The 20096-nt window shown below is 35.1% G+C and carries 20 protein-coding genes; 5 read left to right on the forward strand and 15 right to left on the reverse strand.

Annotated features, from left to right (window positions below):
- Positions 1-75: 75 nt before the first annotated feature.
- From ltrA to C1N55_RS18495, 3 genes are all read right to left on the reverse strand, one after another.
- A complete protein-coding gene (gene ltrA / locus C1N55_RS18485) occupies positions 76-1350 on the reverse strand; it encodes a group II intron reverse transcriptase/maturase (RefSeq protein ID WP_137727759.1) in 1275 nt (424 codons plus the stop codon).
- 535 nt (positions 1351-1885) lie between these two features.
- Positions 1886-2665, reverse strand: coding sequence for a membrane protein insertase YidC (gene yidC, locus C1N55_RS18490; protein WP_137730152.1), 780 nt, complete (start codon positions 2663-2665; stop codon positions 1886-1888).
- A gap of 231 nt (positions 2666-2896) precedes the next feature.
- On the reverse strand, positions 2897-3691 hold the full coding sequence (locus C1N55_RS18495) for a helix-turn-helix transcriptional regulator (RefSeq protein ID WP_137730153.1): 795 nt from the start codon (positions 3689-3691) through the stop codon (positions 2897-2899).
- Positions 3692-4281: 590 nt separating this feature from the next.
- Here C1N55_RS18495 and C1N55_RS18500 point away from each other — a divergent pair.
- From C1N55_RS18500 to C1N55_RS18510, 3 genes are all read left to right on the forward strand, one after another.
- On the forward strand, positions 4282-4932 hold the full coding sequence (locus tag C1N55_RS18500) for a LytTR family DNA-binding domain-containing protein (protein WP_137730154.1): 651 nt from the start codon (positions 4282-4284) through the stop codon (positions 4930-4932).
- A 352-nt stretch (positions 4933-5284) separates the two neighbouring features.
- Complete coding sequence (locus tag C1N55_RS18505) at positions 5285-6805, forward strand: succinyl-CoA:acetate CoA-transferase ScpC (RefSeq protein WP_137730155.1); 1521 nt, start codon at positions 5285-5287, stop codon at positions 6803-6805.
- Between the two features lie 198 nt (positions 6806-7003).
- Complete coding sequence (locus C1N55_RS18510; protein WP_137730156.1) at positions 7004-8815, forward strand: LTA synthase family protein; 1812 nt, start codon at positions 7004-7006, stop codon at positions 8813-8815.
- Between the two features lie 59 nt (positions 8816-8874).
- On the opposite strand, the gene C1N55_RS20845 is transcribed toward C1N55_RS18510, so the two are convergent.
- The 9 genes from C1N55_RS20845 to C1N55_RS18555 form a co-directional block, all read right to left on the reverse strand.
- A complete protein-coding gene (locus C1N55_RS20845; RefSeq protein WP_240758332.1) occupies positions 8875-9162 on the reverse strand; it encodes a hypothetical protein in 288 nt (95 codons plus the stop codon).
- 496 nt (positions 9163-9658) lie between these two features.
- Positions 9659-9940: a GNAT family N-acetyltransferase gene (locus C1N55_RS18520; RefSeq protein ID WP_137730157.1), complete on the reverse strand. Its 282-nt coding sequence runs from the start codon at positions 9938-9940 to the stop codon at positions 9659-9661.
- A gap of 89 nt (positions 9941-10029) precedes the next feature.
- Positions 10030-10893 carry a DUF1002 domain-containing protein gene (locus tag C1N55_RS18525; RefSeq protein ID WP_370452631.1) on the reverse strand — a complete coding sequence of 288 codons (864 nt, stop codon included), beginning with the start codon at positions 10891-10893 and terminating at the stop codon, positions 10030-10032.
- 209 nt (positions 10894-11102) lie between these two features.
- On the reverse strand, positions 11103-11957 hold the full coding sequence (locus C1N55_RS18530) for a CvfB family protein (protein ID WP_137730159.1): 855 nt from the start codon (positions 11955-11957) through the stop codon (positions 11103-11105).
- 38 nt (positions 11958-11995) lie between these two features.
- Entirely contained in the window at positions 11996-12406 is a 411-nt protein-coding gene (gene mntR / locus C1N55_RS18535) for a transcriptional regulator MntR (protein WP_137730160.1), read from the reverse strand.
- Between the two features lie 154 nt (positions 12407-12560).
- Complete coding sequence (locus C1N55_RS18540; RefSeq protein WP_137730161.1) at positions 12561-12845, reverse strand: late competence development ComFB family protein; 285 nt, start codon at positions 12843-12845, stop codon at positions 12561-12563.
- A gap of 33 nt (positions 12846-12878) precedes the next feature.
- Positions 12879-13643: an exodeoxyribonuclease III gene (locus C1N55_RS18545; RefSeq protein ID WP_137730162.1), complete on the reverse strand. Its 765-nt coding sequence runs from the start codon at positions 13641-13643 to the stop codon at positions 12879-12881.
- A gap of 88 nt (positions 13644-13731) precedes the next feature.
- Positions 13732-14652, reverse strand: a complete 921-nt coding sequence (murB, locus tag C1N55_RS18550) for a UDP-N-acetylmuramate dehydrogenase (protein ID WP_137730163.1) — start codon at positions 14650-14652, stop codon at positions 13732-13734.
- Between the two features lie 78 nt (positions 14653-14730).
- Entirely contained in the window at positions 14731-15039 is a 309-nt protein-coding gene (locus C1N55_RS18555; RefSeq protein ID WP_137730164.1) for a winged helix-turn-helix transcriptional regulator, read from the reverse strand.
- A 395-nt stretch (positions 15040-15434) separates the two neighbouring features.
- Here C1N55_RS18555 and C1N55_RS18560 point away from each other — a divergent pair, with 395 nt between their 5' ends.
- Positions 15435-15779 (forward strand): DUF2500 domain-containing protein, encoded by a 345-nt coding sequence (locus C1N55_RS18560; RefSeq protein ID WP_137730165.1) that lies wholly within the window; start codon positions 15435-15437, stop codon positions 15777-15779.
- Positions 15780-15889: 110 nt separating this feature from the next.
- Here C1N55_RS18560 and C1N55_RS18565 read toward each other — a convergent pair whose 3' ends face one another.
- Both C1N55_RS18565 and C1N55_RS18570 read right to left on the reverse strand, forming a co-directional pair.
- Positions 15890-16528 (reverse strand): FMN-dependent NADH-azoreductase, encoded by a 639-nt coding sequence (locus C1N55_RS18565; protein WP_137730166.1) that lies wholly within the window; start codon positions 16526-16528, stop codon positions 15890-15892.
- A 149-nt stretch (positions 16529-16677) separates the two neighbouring features.
- Positions 16678-17382 (reverse strand): DsbA family oxidoreductase, encoded by a 705-nt coding sequence (locus C1N55_RS18570; RefSeq protein ID WP_137730167.1) that lies wholly within the window; start codon positions 17380-17382, stop codon positions 16678-16680.
- Positions 17383-17582: 200 nt separating this feature from the next.
- Between C1N55_RS18570 and C1N55_RS18575 the strand changes: the two genes are divergently transcribed.
- A complete protein-coding gene (locus C1N55_RS18575) occupies positions 17583-18962 on the forward strand; it encodes an FAD-dependent oxidoreductase (protein ID WP_137730168.1) in 1380 nt (459 codons plus the stop codon).
- Positions 18963-19045: 83 nt separating this feature from the next.
- Here the strand turns inward: C1N55_RS18575 and C1N55_RS18580 are convergent, their stop codons facing one another.
- A complete protein-coding gene (locus C1N55_RS18580; RefSeq protein ID WP_137730169.1) occupies positions 19046-19969 on the reverse strand; it encodes a manganese-dependent inorganic pyrophosphatase in 924 nt (307 codons plus the stop codon).
- Positions 19970-20096 lie beyond the last annotated feature (127 nt).

A 20096-nucleotide genomic window follows, 5' to 3' on the forward strand; every position in this document is an offset into this window, starting at 1 on the left:
GAGGGAAAATAAATTAACTTATTTTCGCCCCTCTCACAACACCGTACGTACGGGTCTCGTATACGGCGTTTCAATTTATATTACAGTGTGTACTTCTAAGTAACGTTCAAGAGCAGAGGGTATTCCCCTCTGTTCTAGTCTTTTATTAGACATTGCTCTTTGAACAACTTTCGATAATCCGATAAATCGATAACCTTTCCTACAGAATGTTAAGCCTTTGGCTTCTTCTTCGGGTATCCCTAATTGGATTAGCGACCGAATCTGTTTTCTTGGTACCTTCCATTGTTTCCAAATAATTACCCTTATTCTTGAGCGTAGTTTCATATCAATTTCACGCATAGCCGTTTTCATGTTTGCAGTTCTAAAGTAATTTACCCAACCAAATATTACTTGTTTTAGTTTCAATATTCGGTAGTCTAACGGAATGCTCCAGTTTCGCTTAGTTAGTTGCCGAAGTTTCCTTTTAAATTTCTGTACTGACATTGGATGTGGTCGAACTTGATATTTCTTGTATTTTGAATCGTAATAATATCCAAACCCCAAGAATTTCAAATCTTTTGGACGAGCGATTTTACTCTTTTCTGCATTGACTATCAACCCTAATTTCTTCTCTATAAACTTCACGACTGATTCCATCACTCGATTTGCAGACTTCTCGCTCTTTACGAAGATAAGGGCGTCATCCGCATATCTCACGAATTGAAGCCCTCTACTTTCTAGTTCCTTGTCCAGTTCATTCAACATTATGTTACTTAACAGTGGGCTGAGGTTTCCTCCTTGCGGAGTTCCAATTGGTGTTTCTTCATATGTACCCTTTACCATGACCCCACTGACCAAGTATTTTCTTATTAAAGAAATGACATCTCCATCAACGATTGTATTGGATATAATTCGCATTAGTTTATCATGGTTGACTGTATCGAAAAATCTTTCAAGGTCAATGTCCACTATCCAATCGTGTCCATCATTCAGAAATTCGAGGCTTTTTATAATTGCCATCTCACAACTTCTATTTGGTCTGAAACCGTAACTGTATTCACTAAACTCTTTTTCAAATATCGGGCTGAGTACTTGATGAATTGCCTGTTGAACGACCCTATCCACTACTGTTGGTATTCCCAGTTTGCGCATCTTACCATTTTCTTTTGGGATCTCCACTCGTAAGGCAGCTTGTGGTTGGTATTTTCTAGTTCTGATGCGCTCACGTAGCTCATCCTTGTTTTCTTTCAGATACTGTTTAAGTTCATCGACCGTTATTCCATCGACCCCACTTGCACCTTTATTTCTAAAGACACGTAAGTAGGCTTCATTCATATTTCGATTGCTTAGAATCTTTTCTAATAGTTGCACACTCGTTTCTCCTTTCCTCTCACGTAGTAAGTAATATCTCCATTTTGGCTATCATTTGAGATACGCTCATACTTTCACCATTAACACATTCGGAGTCCGTCACTTACGCATTTGTGGCGTTGAAACACTATAAATTGTTCGGCCCTTCATGACCAAATGTCATTACTATGGCTTCTGCTGACTTCTTGCGACTAACCGTTTTCGACTGTATCTATATACATCCGCAAGACCTCCCAGGGTAAGACAACTACCTTTCCTCTTTTACTCGCCTGATTTACCCTACAAAGTTACGCACATCTTTTGGACTTTGACTTGTTATGGAGTCTTATCCCTTTGTATAGCCTTGGTATCAGATTTCTGTTCGTCAAGTCAAGATTTTATTCCACGCTTCCTCCAGCCCTTATCTCACGATAAGTACCTTGCGCTTCCTTAGTGGTTGGTCGATGTGTACCCCCACAGTGGACTTTCACCACCTAGATAGTTGCCATGCCTGGCACACATAAAAAAAGCCGAGGAGTTTACCTCGGCCTTTGGATTATTTTTTATCTAATGTAACTGGATCGGGCGTAACCGGATGCTCTGAGAAATACTTTCTACCAATATACGTTTGAAGAATTAGTAGTATACCACTTACTGACCAATATAAAGGTAGCGCGGCCATGGAAGTGAATGAAATAAACACGATCATAATTGGCGAGATATAAATCATTAATTTCATTTGAGCTTTTTGAGCCTCAGGAACTGTCCATAGCGAAACTTTTGCTTGGATGAAGTACACAATCCCGGCGACTACCGTCATTAAAATATCAGGTGATCCTAAATTAAACCATAAGAATTCATGGGTTTTTACATCACCTGAATATAGAATGGCAAAGTATAATCCCATAATGATTGGCATTTGGATAATCATTGGTAAACACCCAAGATTTAATGGGTTAATTCCGTTATCGCGATATAAACTAAGCATTTCCTGCTGAATTGCCATTTGCTCTTCTTTTGTTTGAGCAGCTTTTAGACGTCCTTGAATCTCATCCATTTTTGGTTTAACGACATCCATTTTTGATTTCATCGCCGATTGAGAGCGGTAGTTTTTCAACATGAATGGCATTAAAATTAATCGAACACCTACTGTGATTGCAATAATTGCTAAACCGTAGCTCCCGTTAAAAAGATCGTTACCCAAAAACTCTAACAACCAATTCATCGGTCTAACAAACGTATTATAAAAGAAGCCTTCCTGATTTTCAACAGCTTGACACCCTGTTAAGACGAACAGCATAAGTCCTAGCATTGAAAAAAGTTTCAGTTTTTTCATTTTTCCACCTACTATTTTATTTAGCTAAATTGAAGTATACAGTAATAACTTTATGAATATCAAATACGAGGTCATATCATAAGATACTACACTATTGACAAAATACTGCTTGTTAGAAAAACTCAACTCGACCTATATGGGTCGAGTTGATGTTTTTACTTATGAGGATAAAGTTTAGAATTAATAAAATCCCTATCCGTCATAGAATCTGTCAACTGTATCGACTTTGAATTAGACGTTTTCCAACTCAAGTTCCGGGATTTCAAAACGGTAAAATTCATGATGCAATTCATCACGAAAATGCTTCGGTGTTACACCTGTATATTTTTTGAATATTCTTGTAAAGTAACTTTGATTACAAAAATGGAATTGATCGGATATTGATGTAATACTTTTATTTGTATGCCGCAGATAATATTGTGACTCTTCTACTCTTCTAACATTTAAATACTCTACTAATGTTATGCCAACATGCTCTCTAAATATTCTAGATAAATGGCTAGTACTTATATGGAATTTGTGAGCAATACTCTCTACTGTTAAATCATTTTCAAGTTCATCGTTTATGTACATAATTACTTTATTTACTGTTTGGTGTCTAAAGGTTGGTTGTTTACGATCAGCTATAAAGTATACATAAAAATCAATTAAATCATCCGCAAATTGTAAAAACTCTGCATCCTTCATATTATTTTCTATCATATCAGCGCAGGCTAAATTAAAAGCAAATGCCTTTTTTGAAGGTACTTGGTTATCTAAAAGCTTGCGAGCAACAATTGATGACAGGATGACAAAATAATTCCTTACCACTTTGATTACTTGTTTTCCGAATCTTATTGATAATATATCAATTATTTCATGCAAAGATTTTTTAGCTTTTGCCGACTCTAAGTGAAAGATTTCAAATAACAGCTTGGATTCAATATTATAAAAATCTTCAATCCCGTTATATTGATTTATACTATCAATCTCTTGAAAGTACCGTTTAGAAATTGTTTCAGATATTGAATGTGGAAATAGCTGCATAGATTACCCCATCTTTCTTCAGAATACAATTGCAATATTGTTATATGCAACAACAATATACATCGACTACTGTAATATAACCTAAATTAAATAAAGAATATAGTTTTTTTATAGTTTTATAATATGAAATAACTGACTAATTAAGTAGATTTTGCTAAAAATTTACCTTAAATTAAACCATTCATAAGAATAAAGGATTAATTACGTTTAACTAAAGTGAATATTACCATAATTTCGCATATTTTCAAACTCTATTTTAACATAGGTAAAAGTATCATCTTTCATCTATATAACTGTTAGTAAAGCAAAGCATTTACTCTCGACCAAAGCTAAATTTTCTTAGAATGCATTCGCATATTTTCTACATATATTCTAATACTAAAAATAACAAGTAGCAGGCACTTTACTATTAGTATACGGTACACTATTTTTATTGGAAACATAAAAAGTGACAAAAATAAGAATGCTTTTACCATATTTACTGAAAATTCGCGAGCTTGTCGGTAATCTTCTCTATTTCATTTATTATAAACTGTAGTAAAATAGACTTTATATGATATAAAATGTATACAAAATGAGGTGTCTTAAAAGTGGAACCAAAACAAATAGAAGAAATCATGGATATTATTAAAGATTTCTTCCCAGAAAATACGTCGATTGCAATATCGGATACAAATGAGTATTTATATTATCAACCTAGTAAAAAGGTTGATCTAAAAATTAAGCCAGGCGATCCTATTAAAGATGGCTCTGCTGCTCACAAAGCACTGACATATGGCCAAAAAATCAACACTTACATCGAGTCAGATGTATTTGGAGTTCCTTATTATGGGATGAGTATTCCTCTTATAGAAGAAGGAGAAACAAAAGGTGCAATTACAGCTATCTTCCCTCAAAAGCCGTCACCATTTTTAACTAACTACATTACAATTAAGATTGATGATTGTTGGTACCCTATTAAACACGATCAAGTAATTTACCTTGAAACTCAATTACGTAAAACGTTTGTTAAAACGATGGGTCGCGAAGGATATCACCGCTTAAATTTAAGTGATTTAGAGTTATTCCTAGCTCCTGATTCATTTATTCGATGCCATAGATCTTACATTGTGAACATCGATTATATCGATGAAATCCAACCCGATTCACATTCAACTTTCTTGCTTATCATGAAGGACGGGACAAGAATTCCTGTGAGTCAACGATATGCTAGTTATTTCCGTCGTTCATTAGGCTTCTAAGTATTGATGCTTTTTGATTTGCTAACTAAAGCTACTCCAAATCGCAAATTATTCTAGTATAAGAATATAAACTTTTTATTATATCGACCTTTGCACTTGGTGCAAAGGTCATTTGTATTTTTATACACCAAACAATTCCCCTATATTCTCTAACGAGTTTCGATATCAATCGAAACTTTCGTTTTTTTCTCGAAAATACATTTTTTAAGCACTTTCATGCGTTTTATGGAGATTTTGTGACATTTCAATGCTATTATACATTATACAAGTTGAAAATTACTTCAGCCAAATTAATAGAAAATAACAAACAGTTTTCTCTTTTTACTTTCTAATATAGGGGAGGATTTTTTATATGGATTCACGAGTTGAAAAACGATTAGGTTTAAAAGAACTAGCAGATAAAGTAGTATCTGCAGAACAAGCTGCCGCACTTATTAATGATGGTGATGTAGTAGGAATGAGTGGTTTTACTCGCGCTGGTGATGCTAAAGTTGTTCCAATGGCTTTAGTTGAACGTGCAAAAAATGAAAATTTCAAAATTGACATCTATACTGGTGCATCGCTAGGTCCAGAAGTGGACAAGTATCTAGCCGAGGCTGGGGTTATTCGCAAACGTGGACCTTTCATAGCTGACTCAGGCATTCGTAACCAAATTAACTCTGGTAATGTTTTTTATGTAGATGCTCACCTATCTCATAATGCTGAATTAGTACGCCAAGGAATTATTGGCCCTATTAAATATTTAATTTTAGAAGCTACTGCAATTACTGAAGATGGATTAATTATCCCAACAACTTCTGTAGGTAACTCACCAGTATTTGCTGAGTACGCAGAAAATATTATCGTTGAATTGAACATCTCTCACCCAGAGAGCCTTATCGGAATTCACGATATCTATGTTCCGGCACAACAAGGACAACGTGAACCAATTCCTATGACGGATGCTGTAAAACGTATCGGTGAAATTGGTATTAAAGTCGATCCTGCGAAAATTAAAGCAATCGTTATTTCTGAAGAGCCAGATGCTCCTTCATTAATCGTTCCGCCAGATGAAGAAACTCAGGACATGGCAAACCTTTTACTTGATTTCTTCCGTTCTGAAATTGCAGCTGGTCGTTTAACAAACAAATTAATGCCACTTCAATCAGGTGTAGGTTCAGTTGCAAATGCTGTATTAGATGGCTTTGCTGATTCTGAATTCGAAGATTTAATTGTAGCGTCCGAAGTACTTCAAGATGCAGTATTCAATTTAATTGATGCTGGTAAAGTAAGTTTTGCAGCTGCAACTTCTATTACGATTTCTGAAGAATTACAGAAAAAAGTATACGGAAACCTTGAAAAATATGCAGATAAATTAGTTTTACGTCCACAAGAAATTTCTAACCACCCAGAAGTAATCCGTCGTCTCGGATTAATTTCTATCAACACTGCTCTAGAGTTAGATATTTACGGAAACGTAAACTCGACACATGTTAGCGGTACAAAAATGATGAACGGTATCGGTGGATCAGGAGACTTTGCGCGTAACGCTCGTTTAGGGATTTTCGTAACGAAATCTTATGCTAAAGGCGGCGCTATTTCGTCAATCGTACCAATGGTATCTCACGTAGACCATACTGAACATGACGTTGACGTAATTGTAACTGAACAAGGTATTGCAGACTTACGTGGACTAGCACCTAAAGAGCGTGCAGTATTAATTATCGAAAACTGTGTTCACCCTGATTTCAAAGAACAAATGTGGGATTACTACAACCGTGCTGTTGAAGCAACAGGTAATGCCCAAACTCCTCACATTTTAGAGGAAGCTCTTTCTTGGCATGTAAACCTTGCTAAAAACAAAACAATGAAAAAAGAAATCTCTAAAGCTTAATAACATATAAAGGGTAGTCTCACAATTATGTGAGGCTACCCTTTTTTCTTTTTCTATTTTACTGATCTACTGCTGCAAATTTATTCATATACTGCGCTCTACATTAATGTTATAATATTTTAAAAATTGATAAATTTTTATTAATAATGTAAATACCCCTTTACATTCAATCTCTCATTGGAGAAAAGAGTTGATATCATGAACTTTATAAAAAAACATTGGCTTCTTATATTATTGGCAGTTTTATTCTTTCTTGCACCATTAGCTGAGATTATTGCATTTCAATATTTATATTCAAGAGATTTAAACGTTGTAATGGATTGGATGGGGAATAACAAATTTTGGATTATCAGTTTTACATATCTAATCATCTTGTCTTTCCAATTATTGATTTATGCTATCTTTAATAATATATCGATTTCTTTATCGTTAACATTTATTTTATTTACCCTAATGAATGTTATAAATTACTACAAGCTTCAAATATTAAACGAGCCTCTCTATCCGTGGGATATGTTTTTATATGAACAATTAGTCGATTTATTTCCATTGGTAGCTAAGGTTGTTGATTTAAAGTATTTATTTCTATTATTAATTGTGATAGCTCTATTAGTTATTTTCTGCAAATTCATGCCTAATTATAAAGTGAAGTGGATTCCAAGAGTTATTTTATTAATTTGTTCGTTGCTTTTAATAACAGGGTTTATATTGAATGATAAGAACCCGACAAAGCAAGTATTTGCAAAGTATGGCATTAGCAATGCTTTATCTACTCCTAAGACAAACGTTTCGATTAACGGTTTAATTTTATCATTTGTTTTGTACTTGCCAGATGTTTTTATTGATAAACCGGATGGCTATTCAGAGGAGGCCATTAAAAAGATTGCAGATTCTCTAGATTTTAATGCAGATTCTGCTGATGAAACTGCCAAGCCAAATGTAATCGTAATCATGAGCGAATCTCTTTTTGACATTACAAGATTAGCGTCTGTGGAATTTAACAAAGATCCAATCCCTACGATTCGTCATAATATGAGTGGTGCACTTTTATCTCCTACATTTGGTGGTGGCACATCCAGTGTTGAATTTGAAGCGCTGACAGGTCTATCCAATGTATTCTTACCAAGCGGTTCAAGTGCATATCAACAATACATCAAAAAGGATATCCCTTCATTGGCTAGTGTATTTGAAAACAAAGGTTACTATCCATTTGCTTTACACACTTATCATGGGTGGTATTGGAATCGAGAAACTGTCTATGATTATTTAGGATTTAGCGATTTTATATCAGGCGAGGATTTGACGGATGCACCAATTAAAGGTCAATATATTGGAGATGAAACAATTACTAATGAAATCATCGATAAAATAGAAGAAAAGGAAGAGCCAGTTTTTGTATATGCAGTAACCATGCAGAATCATAGTCCTTATGTTGCAAATTTATATGAAGAAAATTCAATTACAGTAGAAAATAATATCTCTAAAAGCAATCTAGATATGATTGAATCCTATGCCACTGGTATTTCTGATTCAGACTATGAATTAAGTCGTATGATCAAGTACTTTAATAATAGCGAGGAACCTACACTTATCGTTATGTTTGGTGATCATCTACCTTCCTTGGGTACAGAAATGGCTGTGTACAACGAAACTGGTTTTTTAAACAGTGAGAATTCTTATTTAGAAAATCAATCTCTCATTAGACAGACACCATTAGTTGTGTGGAAAAATTTTGGGGACCAAGTTAAAGTTCCTGATCTACTAAGTCCCGCTTTTCTATCACCAATTATTTTTGAAAATGCTGGATTAGAAATGCCTAAGTATTACGAGTTCTTAAAGAAATTTTCCACACAATTACCAGGCTATATAAGTACGGTTAAAGTTGATAGCAATGGAGACTTATATAACAAAACCCCTGAAGAATCGAGGGAATTAGAAGAAATGTATGAAATGCTTCAATATGATTTACTTTTTGGTAAACAATATTCAAAAGAGTATCTCTTCGATTAATTTTTAATGCTTTATATAAAAAAATCGACAACACTGAAACGTTGTCGATTTTTCTAATTTTAGTGCACCGGATGCTGGTCATTTTCATTGTAATAGGCTAAAGCAGTTTGTCCCCCACCCTCAGAGATAAAGTTATTTTCTCGAATTTTAGTTGAAGTTGGGCCTGCTGCTGTCTCAGCAATTTCTTTTAATGAGTTATTTTGTGTCATGTTGGAGCCAAAAAATTGAGCTTTCATGTCTTTAAAGAACTTAACTGTATAATCACGATTCTTCTTCTTACTTAAAAATGATGCTGCACTAGCAACCAACGCTGTAATTACGATACCTTTTCCCTTTAGCTTTGCCATTATTAATCCCCTCCGTAAAAATGTTATGGTTTACTTTTCCCCAAACTAGCTCATTTAAACTTCTCATCACTTGTTTTAAATCTATCAAAATGTGGAAAGGATAAATAACAACATACACAAATGCATAATTTTGGATTTGGATGAATATTTATATATATACTGAAATACGATTCACAAAAAAAATCATACTAGTGCATGTACTCCTAATGAAAAAATCCAAAATCAAAATAATATGCAAATTCTAAAGGAGGAACAACTGATGATGAATAACAAAGAAATTACTTACGATTGGAAAGAGGTCACTTCCATTATTGTCGCCTCAACACTCCTAACAACATTTATTTACGGTTTCACTTTTATTTATTAGAAATACTTAAATAAGCTTATTCGCTGTATGATAGCGTTTAGGCTTATTTTTATGCCTTTAATATAATATTATACGCATTAAAAAAGAATGCCTAAAAGTAGCTGCAACTACAATTTAGGCACTCTTTTTTTATGCTTTTATATCGTTATAAGCTTCACTTTTTTCGAATGCTGCCACTACATAGGAGCAAATTGCATTCATTTTCAAATCATTTTCTCTAGCATAATCCGCTGCTCTATCTAGCAATTTTTTTGCTACCCCTTGACCGCGCAACGCATTTGAAACATAGGTATGGTTCATATCCATAATGTTATCACGCTCTACCCATTCAATTTCAGCTAGTTTTTCTCCATCTTGTTCATATTCAAAAGCAAAATGTTTTGGACTTTTCTCTGTTAATTTAAAATCCATCTTCATCCCTCCCATTTGCTAAAAATATAACATAGTTAGGAAACTAATGGTAATGATTCGCTTTTCTTAGAGATTCCAGCTAACTGATTTTATTTAAACCAGGATGAAACAGTATCCATCAATTTATTGAAAAAGTCTTTGACACCATTCCAGAAACCTTCATCTTTTAGAATTTCTCCATATTTCTCTTCAAAAGAAGTTGCTAAATCAGATAATTGTTCCGATAGCTTTGAAAAATCAATATCCAACTGGCTAATACGATTCATTAAATCCACTAACATCTGACGATCCTGCTCACTTAATTCAATATTTAGTTTCGCTAATTGGTCTGTTACAATTTGCTCTACTTCTTCTTTTGTTGCAGGGTTCAACTCCGAAATTTGTTGTTTTATCCCAGTTAATAATTCTGCAATTTGTTCATCACTAATATTGGCATTTTCCGCAATTTCAGTTGCAACAGATAGTTCTTCATTTGCTACATCCGTACGTTCTGTATCTAATGTTTCACCCGTTTTTACTTCGTATGCCTTATAAATACCAACAAGAGCAGAGTGGCCTGTTACAGGTTTTGGTGCAGCAATTTCGACTGTTGCATCTTCAATCCCTGCAGTTAACATTGCATTCGCATACATTTCAGATGTAACTTGTGTAATATTGTCTGGTGTAACAATACTAATAATTAGTCCTTTTCCTTCTTCTTCACGGGTGATTTTTGCCGAAGAATACATTCTTGAACTTGGATTACTAGCACTAATATATTTGACTAAATCCTCCCCCGAAACTGTAATTTCGTCAACTTCTGGTTCCTTGTCTACTTGAAGTGCCTCTTTTACAATTGATTTTTCATCCTCAGATAAATTTGCTCCGTAAACAATAATTGGCACTCCTAATTTTTCATTTATGGCATTTTGACTATTATTATCAGCAGCTAATGCACTCATTGGCATAATCATAGAAACTAACAATACCAATGTCGCAACAATCGATAAATACTTTCGTTTCATGTAAAAGCATCCCCTTTTTATGTTTTTCAACAATTAGTACGTAAAAAAAAGTAAAAGGTTCCAATTCGTCTATCATAACAGGCGAATTGGAAATATTGCCTCTTTAACAGAGTAAGCTGTGACACGATATAACGACCTGGCCACAGCTTATCACTTCTCTATAAAATTTCTGTCCAACCATCTTGTTGTTTGATTTTACCAGCTTTCATTAACGTACCTAACGCTCTCTTAAATGCACCCTTACTCATATGGAACATTTCAGTTATTTCTTCAGGTGTAGATTTGTCGCTAAATGGCATCTTACCACCAACGCTTTGTAAATACTCAAAAACTACTTGTGCATCTTGTCCAAGTCTTTCATGCTTTCGAGGGAGTAAAGAACCGTTTAATGAGCCATCTTCTTTTACTGCAATAATTCGTACTTCTACCTCTTGACCAAGTCTTGGTTCAGTGTACATTTCTGAATTATGAACAAAAATACGATAGGGTTCTTCAATCCCCAGTAAGAATGAGCCTACAGGTAATAGTCGATAAGGGCGTGCCTTAACGTTTTTATTGTGCATTTCCTCAAAGGCACCCTCATATAATTCGTTCACCTTTTCTTCTGTTACTAAACGACCAAATAAGTCACCATTGCGATCTGTACGAAGTGTTAAATAAAGATGATCTCCAACTTCAGGCCATACACTTTCTATAGGAGGTAAATCCTCAGCCTTTACTAAAACTTCTCTCGATGAACCGATATCTACGAATGCTCCCTCTTTCGTCACCTTAATAACTCTGGCCCAGCCATAGTCACCTTGTAAAATCGCTGGGATAGCAGTTGTAGCTTGTAAATTGCCGCGACGATCTGCATATAGGAAGACTTTGATTCGTTCACCAACTCTTAGTGAGCCTTGTACATCAGAGCTATTTAAAGGAATTTCTGCATGTCCATCCGTTAGTATCCACTTTGACCCCTGTTCCTCTAATACTGTTAATTCAACAACTTGACCTGATTGTAATTCGTTCAATTTTGTCTTTCCTTTCCACTTTTCAAATAGAAGTGCTTTTATTGTTCCTTCATTGCTTCTAACTTTTTAACTAGGTCTGTATCTTCTTCAAGCAGTTGGACTAGATCGGCGATTCGATCAATCGAATTCCAGCTTAAATGATGTTCAATTCCTTCAACATCCTCATATATGCGTCCCTCATCTACCCCAATTAGTCTTAAAAACTGCTCAAGTAATTCATGCCTTTTAACAAGACGTTTACCCAGTTTTTCGCCCTTGGATGTTAATGTAAGCCCTCTATATTTTTCATATATTAAATATCCGTCTTTATCTAATTTTTGCACCATCTTTGTTACTGAAGAAGGAAGAACAGATAATGCTTCAGCTATGTCCGACACCCTCGCATATCCTTTATTTTCGATTAACAAATAAATTTGCTCGATATGATCCTCCATACTAGGTGTTGGCATAACAAGTCTCCTCACTTTCAAAATATCAGTTTAATTTTACTACAACACTCCCAAAAAAGGTAACTTAAAACAAATTAAAAGGAGTTATCTCACTTTTTGAAAATTAAACTTGAAGAAAAATGTCCAAAAAGTCAATAACGGACTAATTGGACATTTATTTGATATGGTTAGGTTTTTTTCCAACTGTATGAATGGCTATGATTATTTTTTTATTTAACAACTCGATATGTTCTGATGTTTTTAATGTAGAATATGCCTCTTCTCTAGCATCATTTGTCGAGACATAATATGTCGGCAAATGATTCAAGGCATCTGCACAAATATTCATTTGACAGAAGTTACAATCACAAAATGTTTGATAATCCGGACTATGCAACAAAAATCTTACTAGGCCTTGTACAATTTCTTCTGTTACATTTAATAAAATTGGCTTGAACAAAGATTTCGCCTACCCACATTAATTATTCTCAACTCATTTCAGAGTGAGGTTTATATCCAATAGTATCGGGCAATGATCGCTTCCTAATACATGGGCGTGAATATCTGTCTCTTGGACCAGTTCTACGATTCGGTTTGAAGTGATAAAATAATCAATTCTCCAACCAATATTGCGTTCACGTACTTTATTCATATAAGACCACCAAGTAAAAGCATCTTCTCTCTCTGAGTTAAAATAGCGGAATGAATCTGTGAACCCGGATTGAAGCAGCTCTGTCATTTTACCCCGTTCTTCAAAAGTAAAACCGGAATTCCCAATATTTGATTTTGCATTTTTTAAATCCTTCTCTTCATGGGCCACATTTAAGTCTCCACAGTAGATAACTGGCTTTTTAGCATCTAATTCCTTTAAATACCCAGAAAGCTTTTCTTCCCATTGAAGTCGTTTTGGTAATCTTGCTAGATCACGCTGAGAGTTAGGCGTGTACACATTTACTAGATAGAATTTGTCATACGCCAATGTAATAATACGTCCTTCTGACTCACTTTCTTCTTCCCCCACACCATATGTTATGGTTAGTGGTTCATGTTTTGTGAAAATTGCGGTACCTGAATAGCCCTTTTTCTCAGCATAATTCCAATACTGGTGATATCCCTCTAATGGTAGTTCAATCTGTCCAGCCTGACATTTTGTTTCTTGAATACAAAAAAAGTCAGCATTTACCTCATTAAAATAATCTAAGAAACCTTTTTTCACACAGGCACGTATGCCATTCACATTCCAAGATATAAATTTCATTTGCAAACCCCACTATGTATAAATTATCGTTTTTGCTCTTGTTAAGAAAGATAAAGCGCCTTTCATAACGAGAGGCGCTTTTAAGATCTTAATTTGTTAAATCTTCACCAACAATTTTCACTTCTAATTCAAGCTCTACATCAAAATTATCTTTTACAGTGCGTTTAACCATCTCAATTGTTTCGATATAGTCAGTTGCTGTTGCATTGCCTTTATTGATAATAAATCCAGCATGCTTTGTTGAGACTTCAGCACCACCTACACCTTTACCTTGCAGGCCACTATCTTGAATTAATTTACCTGCAAAATATCCAGGCGGGCGTTTGAAGACGCTACCCGCTGAAGGATATTCTAGAGGTTGTTTCGATTCTCGCTTATAAGTTAAGTCAGCAACCATTTCATCTATCTCTTTTTGATCTCCCTTTTTTAGCTGGAAGTTGGAAGAGAGAACGAAATACTCTTTTTTAGCAATAATACTTTTTCGATAGCCAAGTTCAAGTTCTTCTTTTGATAGAACGATACGTTCTCCTTCTTTTGTTAAAACGGTACAATCTATTATGATATCTTTGATTTCTCCACCATACGCTCCTGCATTCATGGCCATTGCCCCGCCAACCGATCCAGGTATACCACATGCAAATTCGAAGCCTGTTAAACTACTTGCCGCTGCTAGACGCGATACTTCTTTAATGAGTGCCCCGCTCTGTGCATAAATTTTTTCTCCATCAACACGGATTGCATCAAGCTTTGTAAAAGAAATAACAATTCCACGTACACCGCCATCACGGACAACCATATTAGAACCATTACCTAACATTAATAAGGGAACTTCATGTTGATGTGCATATTTAACAATCGCAGCTGCTTCTTCTTCAGTTTCAGGGAGGACAAAAACATCTGCATTGCCCCCAAGTTTAGTCATTGTATATGTTTTTAAAGATTCATTAATCTTGATATTACTAGGATTTACCATTTGAGCTAAATCTTCTGCCCATCGCTTAATTGTCATAAAAGCAAATTTCCTTTCTACTACATACTCTTTTTTAGTATGGGTAATTAAAAGCTTTTTGACAAGTGATACATGGCCTTATTTTATCCAACATTGTGACCATTTCTCAACTTCACGTATAGCTCCCTCTAATGCACTTCCTTTTTCTGTAAGGAAGTATTCTACACGAACAGGTATTTCTGTGTAGACTTTCCTTTCAACAATCCCCTCTTTCTCTAGTTCCTTTAAACGTTCAGAAAGAAGACGACCACTTACAGGTAATGCTGATTCGATTTCATTAAAACGCTGAGGCCCTTCTAATAATTGATATAGTATTAATGTTGTCCAACGCTTTCCAAGTAGCTCCATCGCTTTCGATAAACGAGGACATATTGTAGATTCTTTCATCATTACACCTCAAATTAAGTAATATACTTACAAAGATTCGAATGAATTTATTATATGCGTATTCCAAATCTAGTGTACCATTTTACATTTAGTTACGAAAAGTAAGTTCAACACAAATTATATCAATTTAAGGATATAACTTGAACATCTACAGAGTTAAAATTCCTTAAAAGCTAAATGCAGGAAAAAATTGGTACAATATTGAAACTTTTACTATTTCTAAACGTATTTTCAATCATACATATTTCTTTTGTCGATGCTAAAAGTCGTCTGAATGATTTTCTCCCTTTGGTTATCATCACTTCATGATTTTATGAATTCATTTATGATTCTATTCATTTCGACAAGAAGATTAGTAGATTGTATTATGATAAGCTTTAAAGGAGCGAATGTTTATGTTTTTTGAAGATATACTATTTAGTCTTGTTCCAATTTTTATTGGGGCTGTTTTTATTTTTGTTTTTGGGATGATTATCTGGGGAGTTATTTCTAGTATTAAAACGAATGCTAAAAATAACGCTTCCCCAGTTTTAACTGTTCCCGCTCAAGTAGTAGCCAAGCGAACAGAAGTACGAGGTGAAAATTCACGTACCTGGTATTACTCAACATTTCAAGTAGAAAGTGGAGATCGAATGGAATTTGAAATCTCCGGTAACGAATATGGTTTGCTTGCCGAAGCTGACTTAGGACTCCTTACTTTCCAAGGGTCTCGCTTTCAAAATTTTGATCGTAAAAGATAAATTTAAAACTTGCATCAGAACATGGCTGAGGGCCAAGTATCTATTCACGAGTTATAAAGACAAGAAACCCCCAACGCTTTAAGTCGCTGGGGGCTCGAATTTATTAATTATTATACATTGACTGTAGCTAATTTTTCTGCAGATGCTTTAACGCGTTCAATTCCTTCAGCAATAATTTCTTGTGCTTTATTTGGCTCCGCATTATGTCCTTCGATGATTACTTCATCAAGTAGCGTCATACCTGCTACTCCACCAAATACGTTTTTAATGTAGTTCACTGACATTTCCATAGGCTGTGCTTCTGGAGCTGAATAATACCCACCACGAGCGTTCAGTACAACAAATTTCTTGTCAGTTAATAATTGAATCATTTGACCTTCAGGAGAATATTTGAACATAAATCCTGCTGAGTAAACATAATCAATGAAAGTTTGTAATTTTGCAGGGATTGTTAAATTCCAAAGCGGGAAAGCAAGAACGACCACATCTGCAGAAGTTACAGCATCCATAGCTTTTTGTTTTGCTGCTAAAAGACGCGATTCTACTTCAGTCAATTCTTCACCGTTTTGAACTTTACCAAAAGCATTAAATAACTCTTGTCCAAAATATGGTGTATCCTCTTCAAACAAATCATAAGTTGTTAGGTTTACACCTTCGACTTTTTTTGCTTCTTCAATATATGTTTCGTACATTTTAGTTGAAACGCCATCTGGGCGGTTGTTCGCTTTAATAACTAATACGTTTGTCATAATATAAAACTCCTTTAAGAAATTCTTTTTTAATATAAAACATAAGAGTAATCTTAAAGGAGTTAAAATAGTATTTCAATAGAATAGACCTCATACTTTTGACTGAAATGACAATCTAGTATTATAGAATATTGAATGAATGGTAATTTCTACAAATCACATTGCCCGTTTATACAAACGGAACCATCTTCTCCAACCATCTTTAATTTCGGCTGTAAACCTGCCTCATCTGCAGCTTTTGCTATTGTTTGGTCAAATATAGCTTTTGGTTGTGCTCCTGATATTCCGTATTTATTATCAATGACAAAGAAAGGAACTCCGCGAACACCTAAATTTTGTGCTGCCGATATATCTTTCTGTACTTCTTCAACAAATTGGTTGCCCTTTAATATCTCCTGTGCTTCAGCTCTATCAAGCCCTACCTCTTCTACTAAGCTCAGTAAAACATCTTGCTTTCCGATGGCACCGCCTTCTAAGAAGTATGACTGTAAAAATCTCTCACTTAGCTCTGTACCTTTACCTTTAGTACTTGCCCATTTTGACAACCGATGCGCAGCAGTTGTATTTGCATCTTTCATAATGTCGAAATTGTAATTTAATCCTACTTCCTTTGCACGTTCAGCAACATTTTTCGTCATCTCTTTGGCTTGTTCTTCCGAAATATTATATTTATTACTTAGGCTAGCGTATACCGATTTGTCCGTATCAATAGGTGTCGTTGGATCGAGTAAGAAGCTCTTTAACTCTACTTCTATTTGTCCTTCATATCCAGCCTCTTTAATTGATTGTTCTAATTGACGTTTTCCAATATAACAAAATGGACAAACATAATCTGACCATACTTCTACTTTCATCAGCTATTCCTCCTCTTTTCTTCATTGTACGAGTGAAATATTTTTCCGACAATTAAAGTGCTCATTTGAATATAGTCATTCTTTTTTTCCAATACTTTATATAAAATCACTAATTTCACCAAAATAGTGAAATTTACTACATTATTCTATTCATTTTGATACTTTTGATTGTGTTAAATATGAGTAAACTGGAGGCTATTATGCAAAATTCTTTATGGCTAAAAGATGTAGAAATCCCTACATTTTCTACTTTATCAAACTCTTTAGATTGTGACGTATGTATTGTTGGTGGCGGATTATCTGGAATATATACTGCTTATCTCCTTGCCAAAAAAGGCATGAAAGTTGTTCTGCTCGAAGCAAAGCCAGCATTTGCTATCGGTACAACTGGACATTCCACCGGCAAATTAACTCCCCAACACGGCGTCGTTTATTCCAAGCTGTTAAAATACTTTTCTGCTGAAGACGTGTTCACCTATTATGAAGCAAATAGAAATGCAATTGAATCAGCACTTCAAGTGGCTTCAGAAGATTCTTTTGAGAGAGTGGATTCATATTTATATGCAACTACTATTCCCGGAAAACAAACTATAGAAAAAGAATTATATGCCTATAATGAATTAAACATTCCTGGAGTTGAAACGACAGAAACAGAGCTACCTTTTGATGTAACGTCTGCTCTAAAAATGGAGGACACAGCTCAAATCCACCCGACAAAATTTGCGACTCATTTTTTAAAATTGGCTATAGATAATGAGGCTGCCGTGTACACAAATAGTCGTGTAACCAAGGTTGAAATCGATGAGAAGTTCGTACTAACCGACAACGACTCAAAGGTTACTTTTAAGAAGCTAGTCTTATGTACTCACTACCCAATAGAATCCATTAAGGGATTAATCACAACAAAATTATCCATTGACCGTTCTTATCTACTTGCTTCAGAAACGACCGAATTACTTAAAGGTCAATACTTATCTGTTGAAGAATCCTCTCGAACGATTCGTACTGCCTCAATTGGGGGTACCCCTTATTTCATTTATGGAGGTAAAAGCCATATTGCCGGAGAAGTCGAGGATACACAAAGCTATTATGAATCATTAAAGGAGGAGATGGTAGAGACTTTTAATTTACCAGAGCCACCATTCCTGTGGAGTGCACAGGATCCAAATACTCCTGATTTAGTTCCTTATATTGGGCAAATTTCGGAGGACACGCCTGATCTCTATATCGCTACCGGTTACCGAAAATGGGGGCTATCTAATTCGCTTGTTGCTGGAGAGATCCTTTCAAGTTTAATTACACATGAAAGTCACAAAGCAACACATCTATACAGCCCTACTCGGGATCAATTTGGAAAAAATTTTTTACGCGGCTTAAGTACAATTGGATTTGTAACCGCTAATTTAGCAGAAGGATATTTAACACGAATGGAAGCGCCGAAATGCACACATTTGGGCTGCAAAACAAGATGGAATGACGGCGATGAAACATGGGATTGCCCATGCCATGGCTCCCGTTTTGATAAGGATGGGAACGTTATTGAAGGACCTGCTGTGTATCCGTTGAAGCTGAAGAAATAGCATTACCAACCTTCGACCAAATTAAGGAGGCTGCCCCGAAATGTCCATATTCAAGGGACATATTGGGGCAGCCTCTTCATTTATTAGAGTCCTTCAGTTAAAACTGGAACGATTTGTTTTTTACGAGATACAACACCTGGTAAATCAACTAAATTGTTCACTAATTCTTTTCCGAAGCTTCTTGCAGCAGCTTCTGCAGCATTACCAACTACTACCGCTGTTGAATCATTGTTTAATATGTCTGTTACAACAAAAAAGAATAGGTTTAATCCATTTTCTTCAATATTTTTATTTAATAATCCTACTAACTCATCTTTACGGTTTAATACATCATTTACATCTACTGCATTCACTTGAGCAACAACTGATTTTACTTCGCCAAAAGTAAACTCTTTTGCATCTAGAGAAAGTAAATCTTCTAATGACTTATCTGAAAGGTCGGCACCTGCTTTTAACATAGCTAAACCATACTCATCTACATTTACACCAGCAAGTTCAGCTAGTTCTTTTCCAGCTTGTACGTCTTGTTCTGTACACGTTGGTGATTTGAATAATAAAGTATCTGAAACAATTGCAGATAGCATTAAGCCCGCAATATTAGAAGGTACTTCCACATTATTTTCTTTAAAGATTTTATTTAAGATTGTTGCTGTACATCCAACTGGTTCAGCACGATAGTAAAGTGGGTCCGAAGTTTCGAAGTTTGCAATACGGTGGTGATCGATTACTTCTGTTACCTTTACTTCTTCAATTCCATCAGCAGATTGTTGACGCTCGTTATGGTCAACTAAAATCACTTCACTTGCTTCTCCTGCCACATTATTCACTAGGCGAGGTGCCTCGAAACCGAATTTTTCTAACGCAAAGAGTGTTTCGTTATTTACCTCTCCTAATCTAACTGCTTCTGCATCAACACCAATTTGTTGTTTTAGATATGCATAAGTAATTGCCGAAGTGATTGTGTCTGTATCTGGATTTTTGTGTCCGAAAACTAATACTTTACTCATTAAATGTGGCCTCCCATTAATCCTTAATTCAATTATTTCGAATTTATTTTATCACACAACGTTGTGAATAGAAAAAAGAAGTTCTTTCGTTGTTCTCTACTTTTCTACACTTGAAAGTAGAGTAGTT

The sequence above is a fragment of the Lysinibacillus sp. SGAir0095 genome, assembly GCF_005491425.1.
Classification (GTDB): domain Bacteria; phylum Bacillota; class Bacilli; order Bacillales_A; family Planococcaceae; genus Ureibacillus.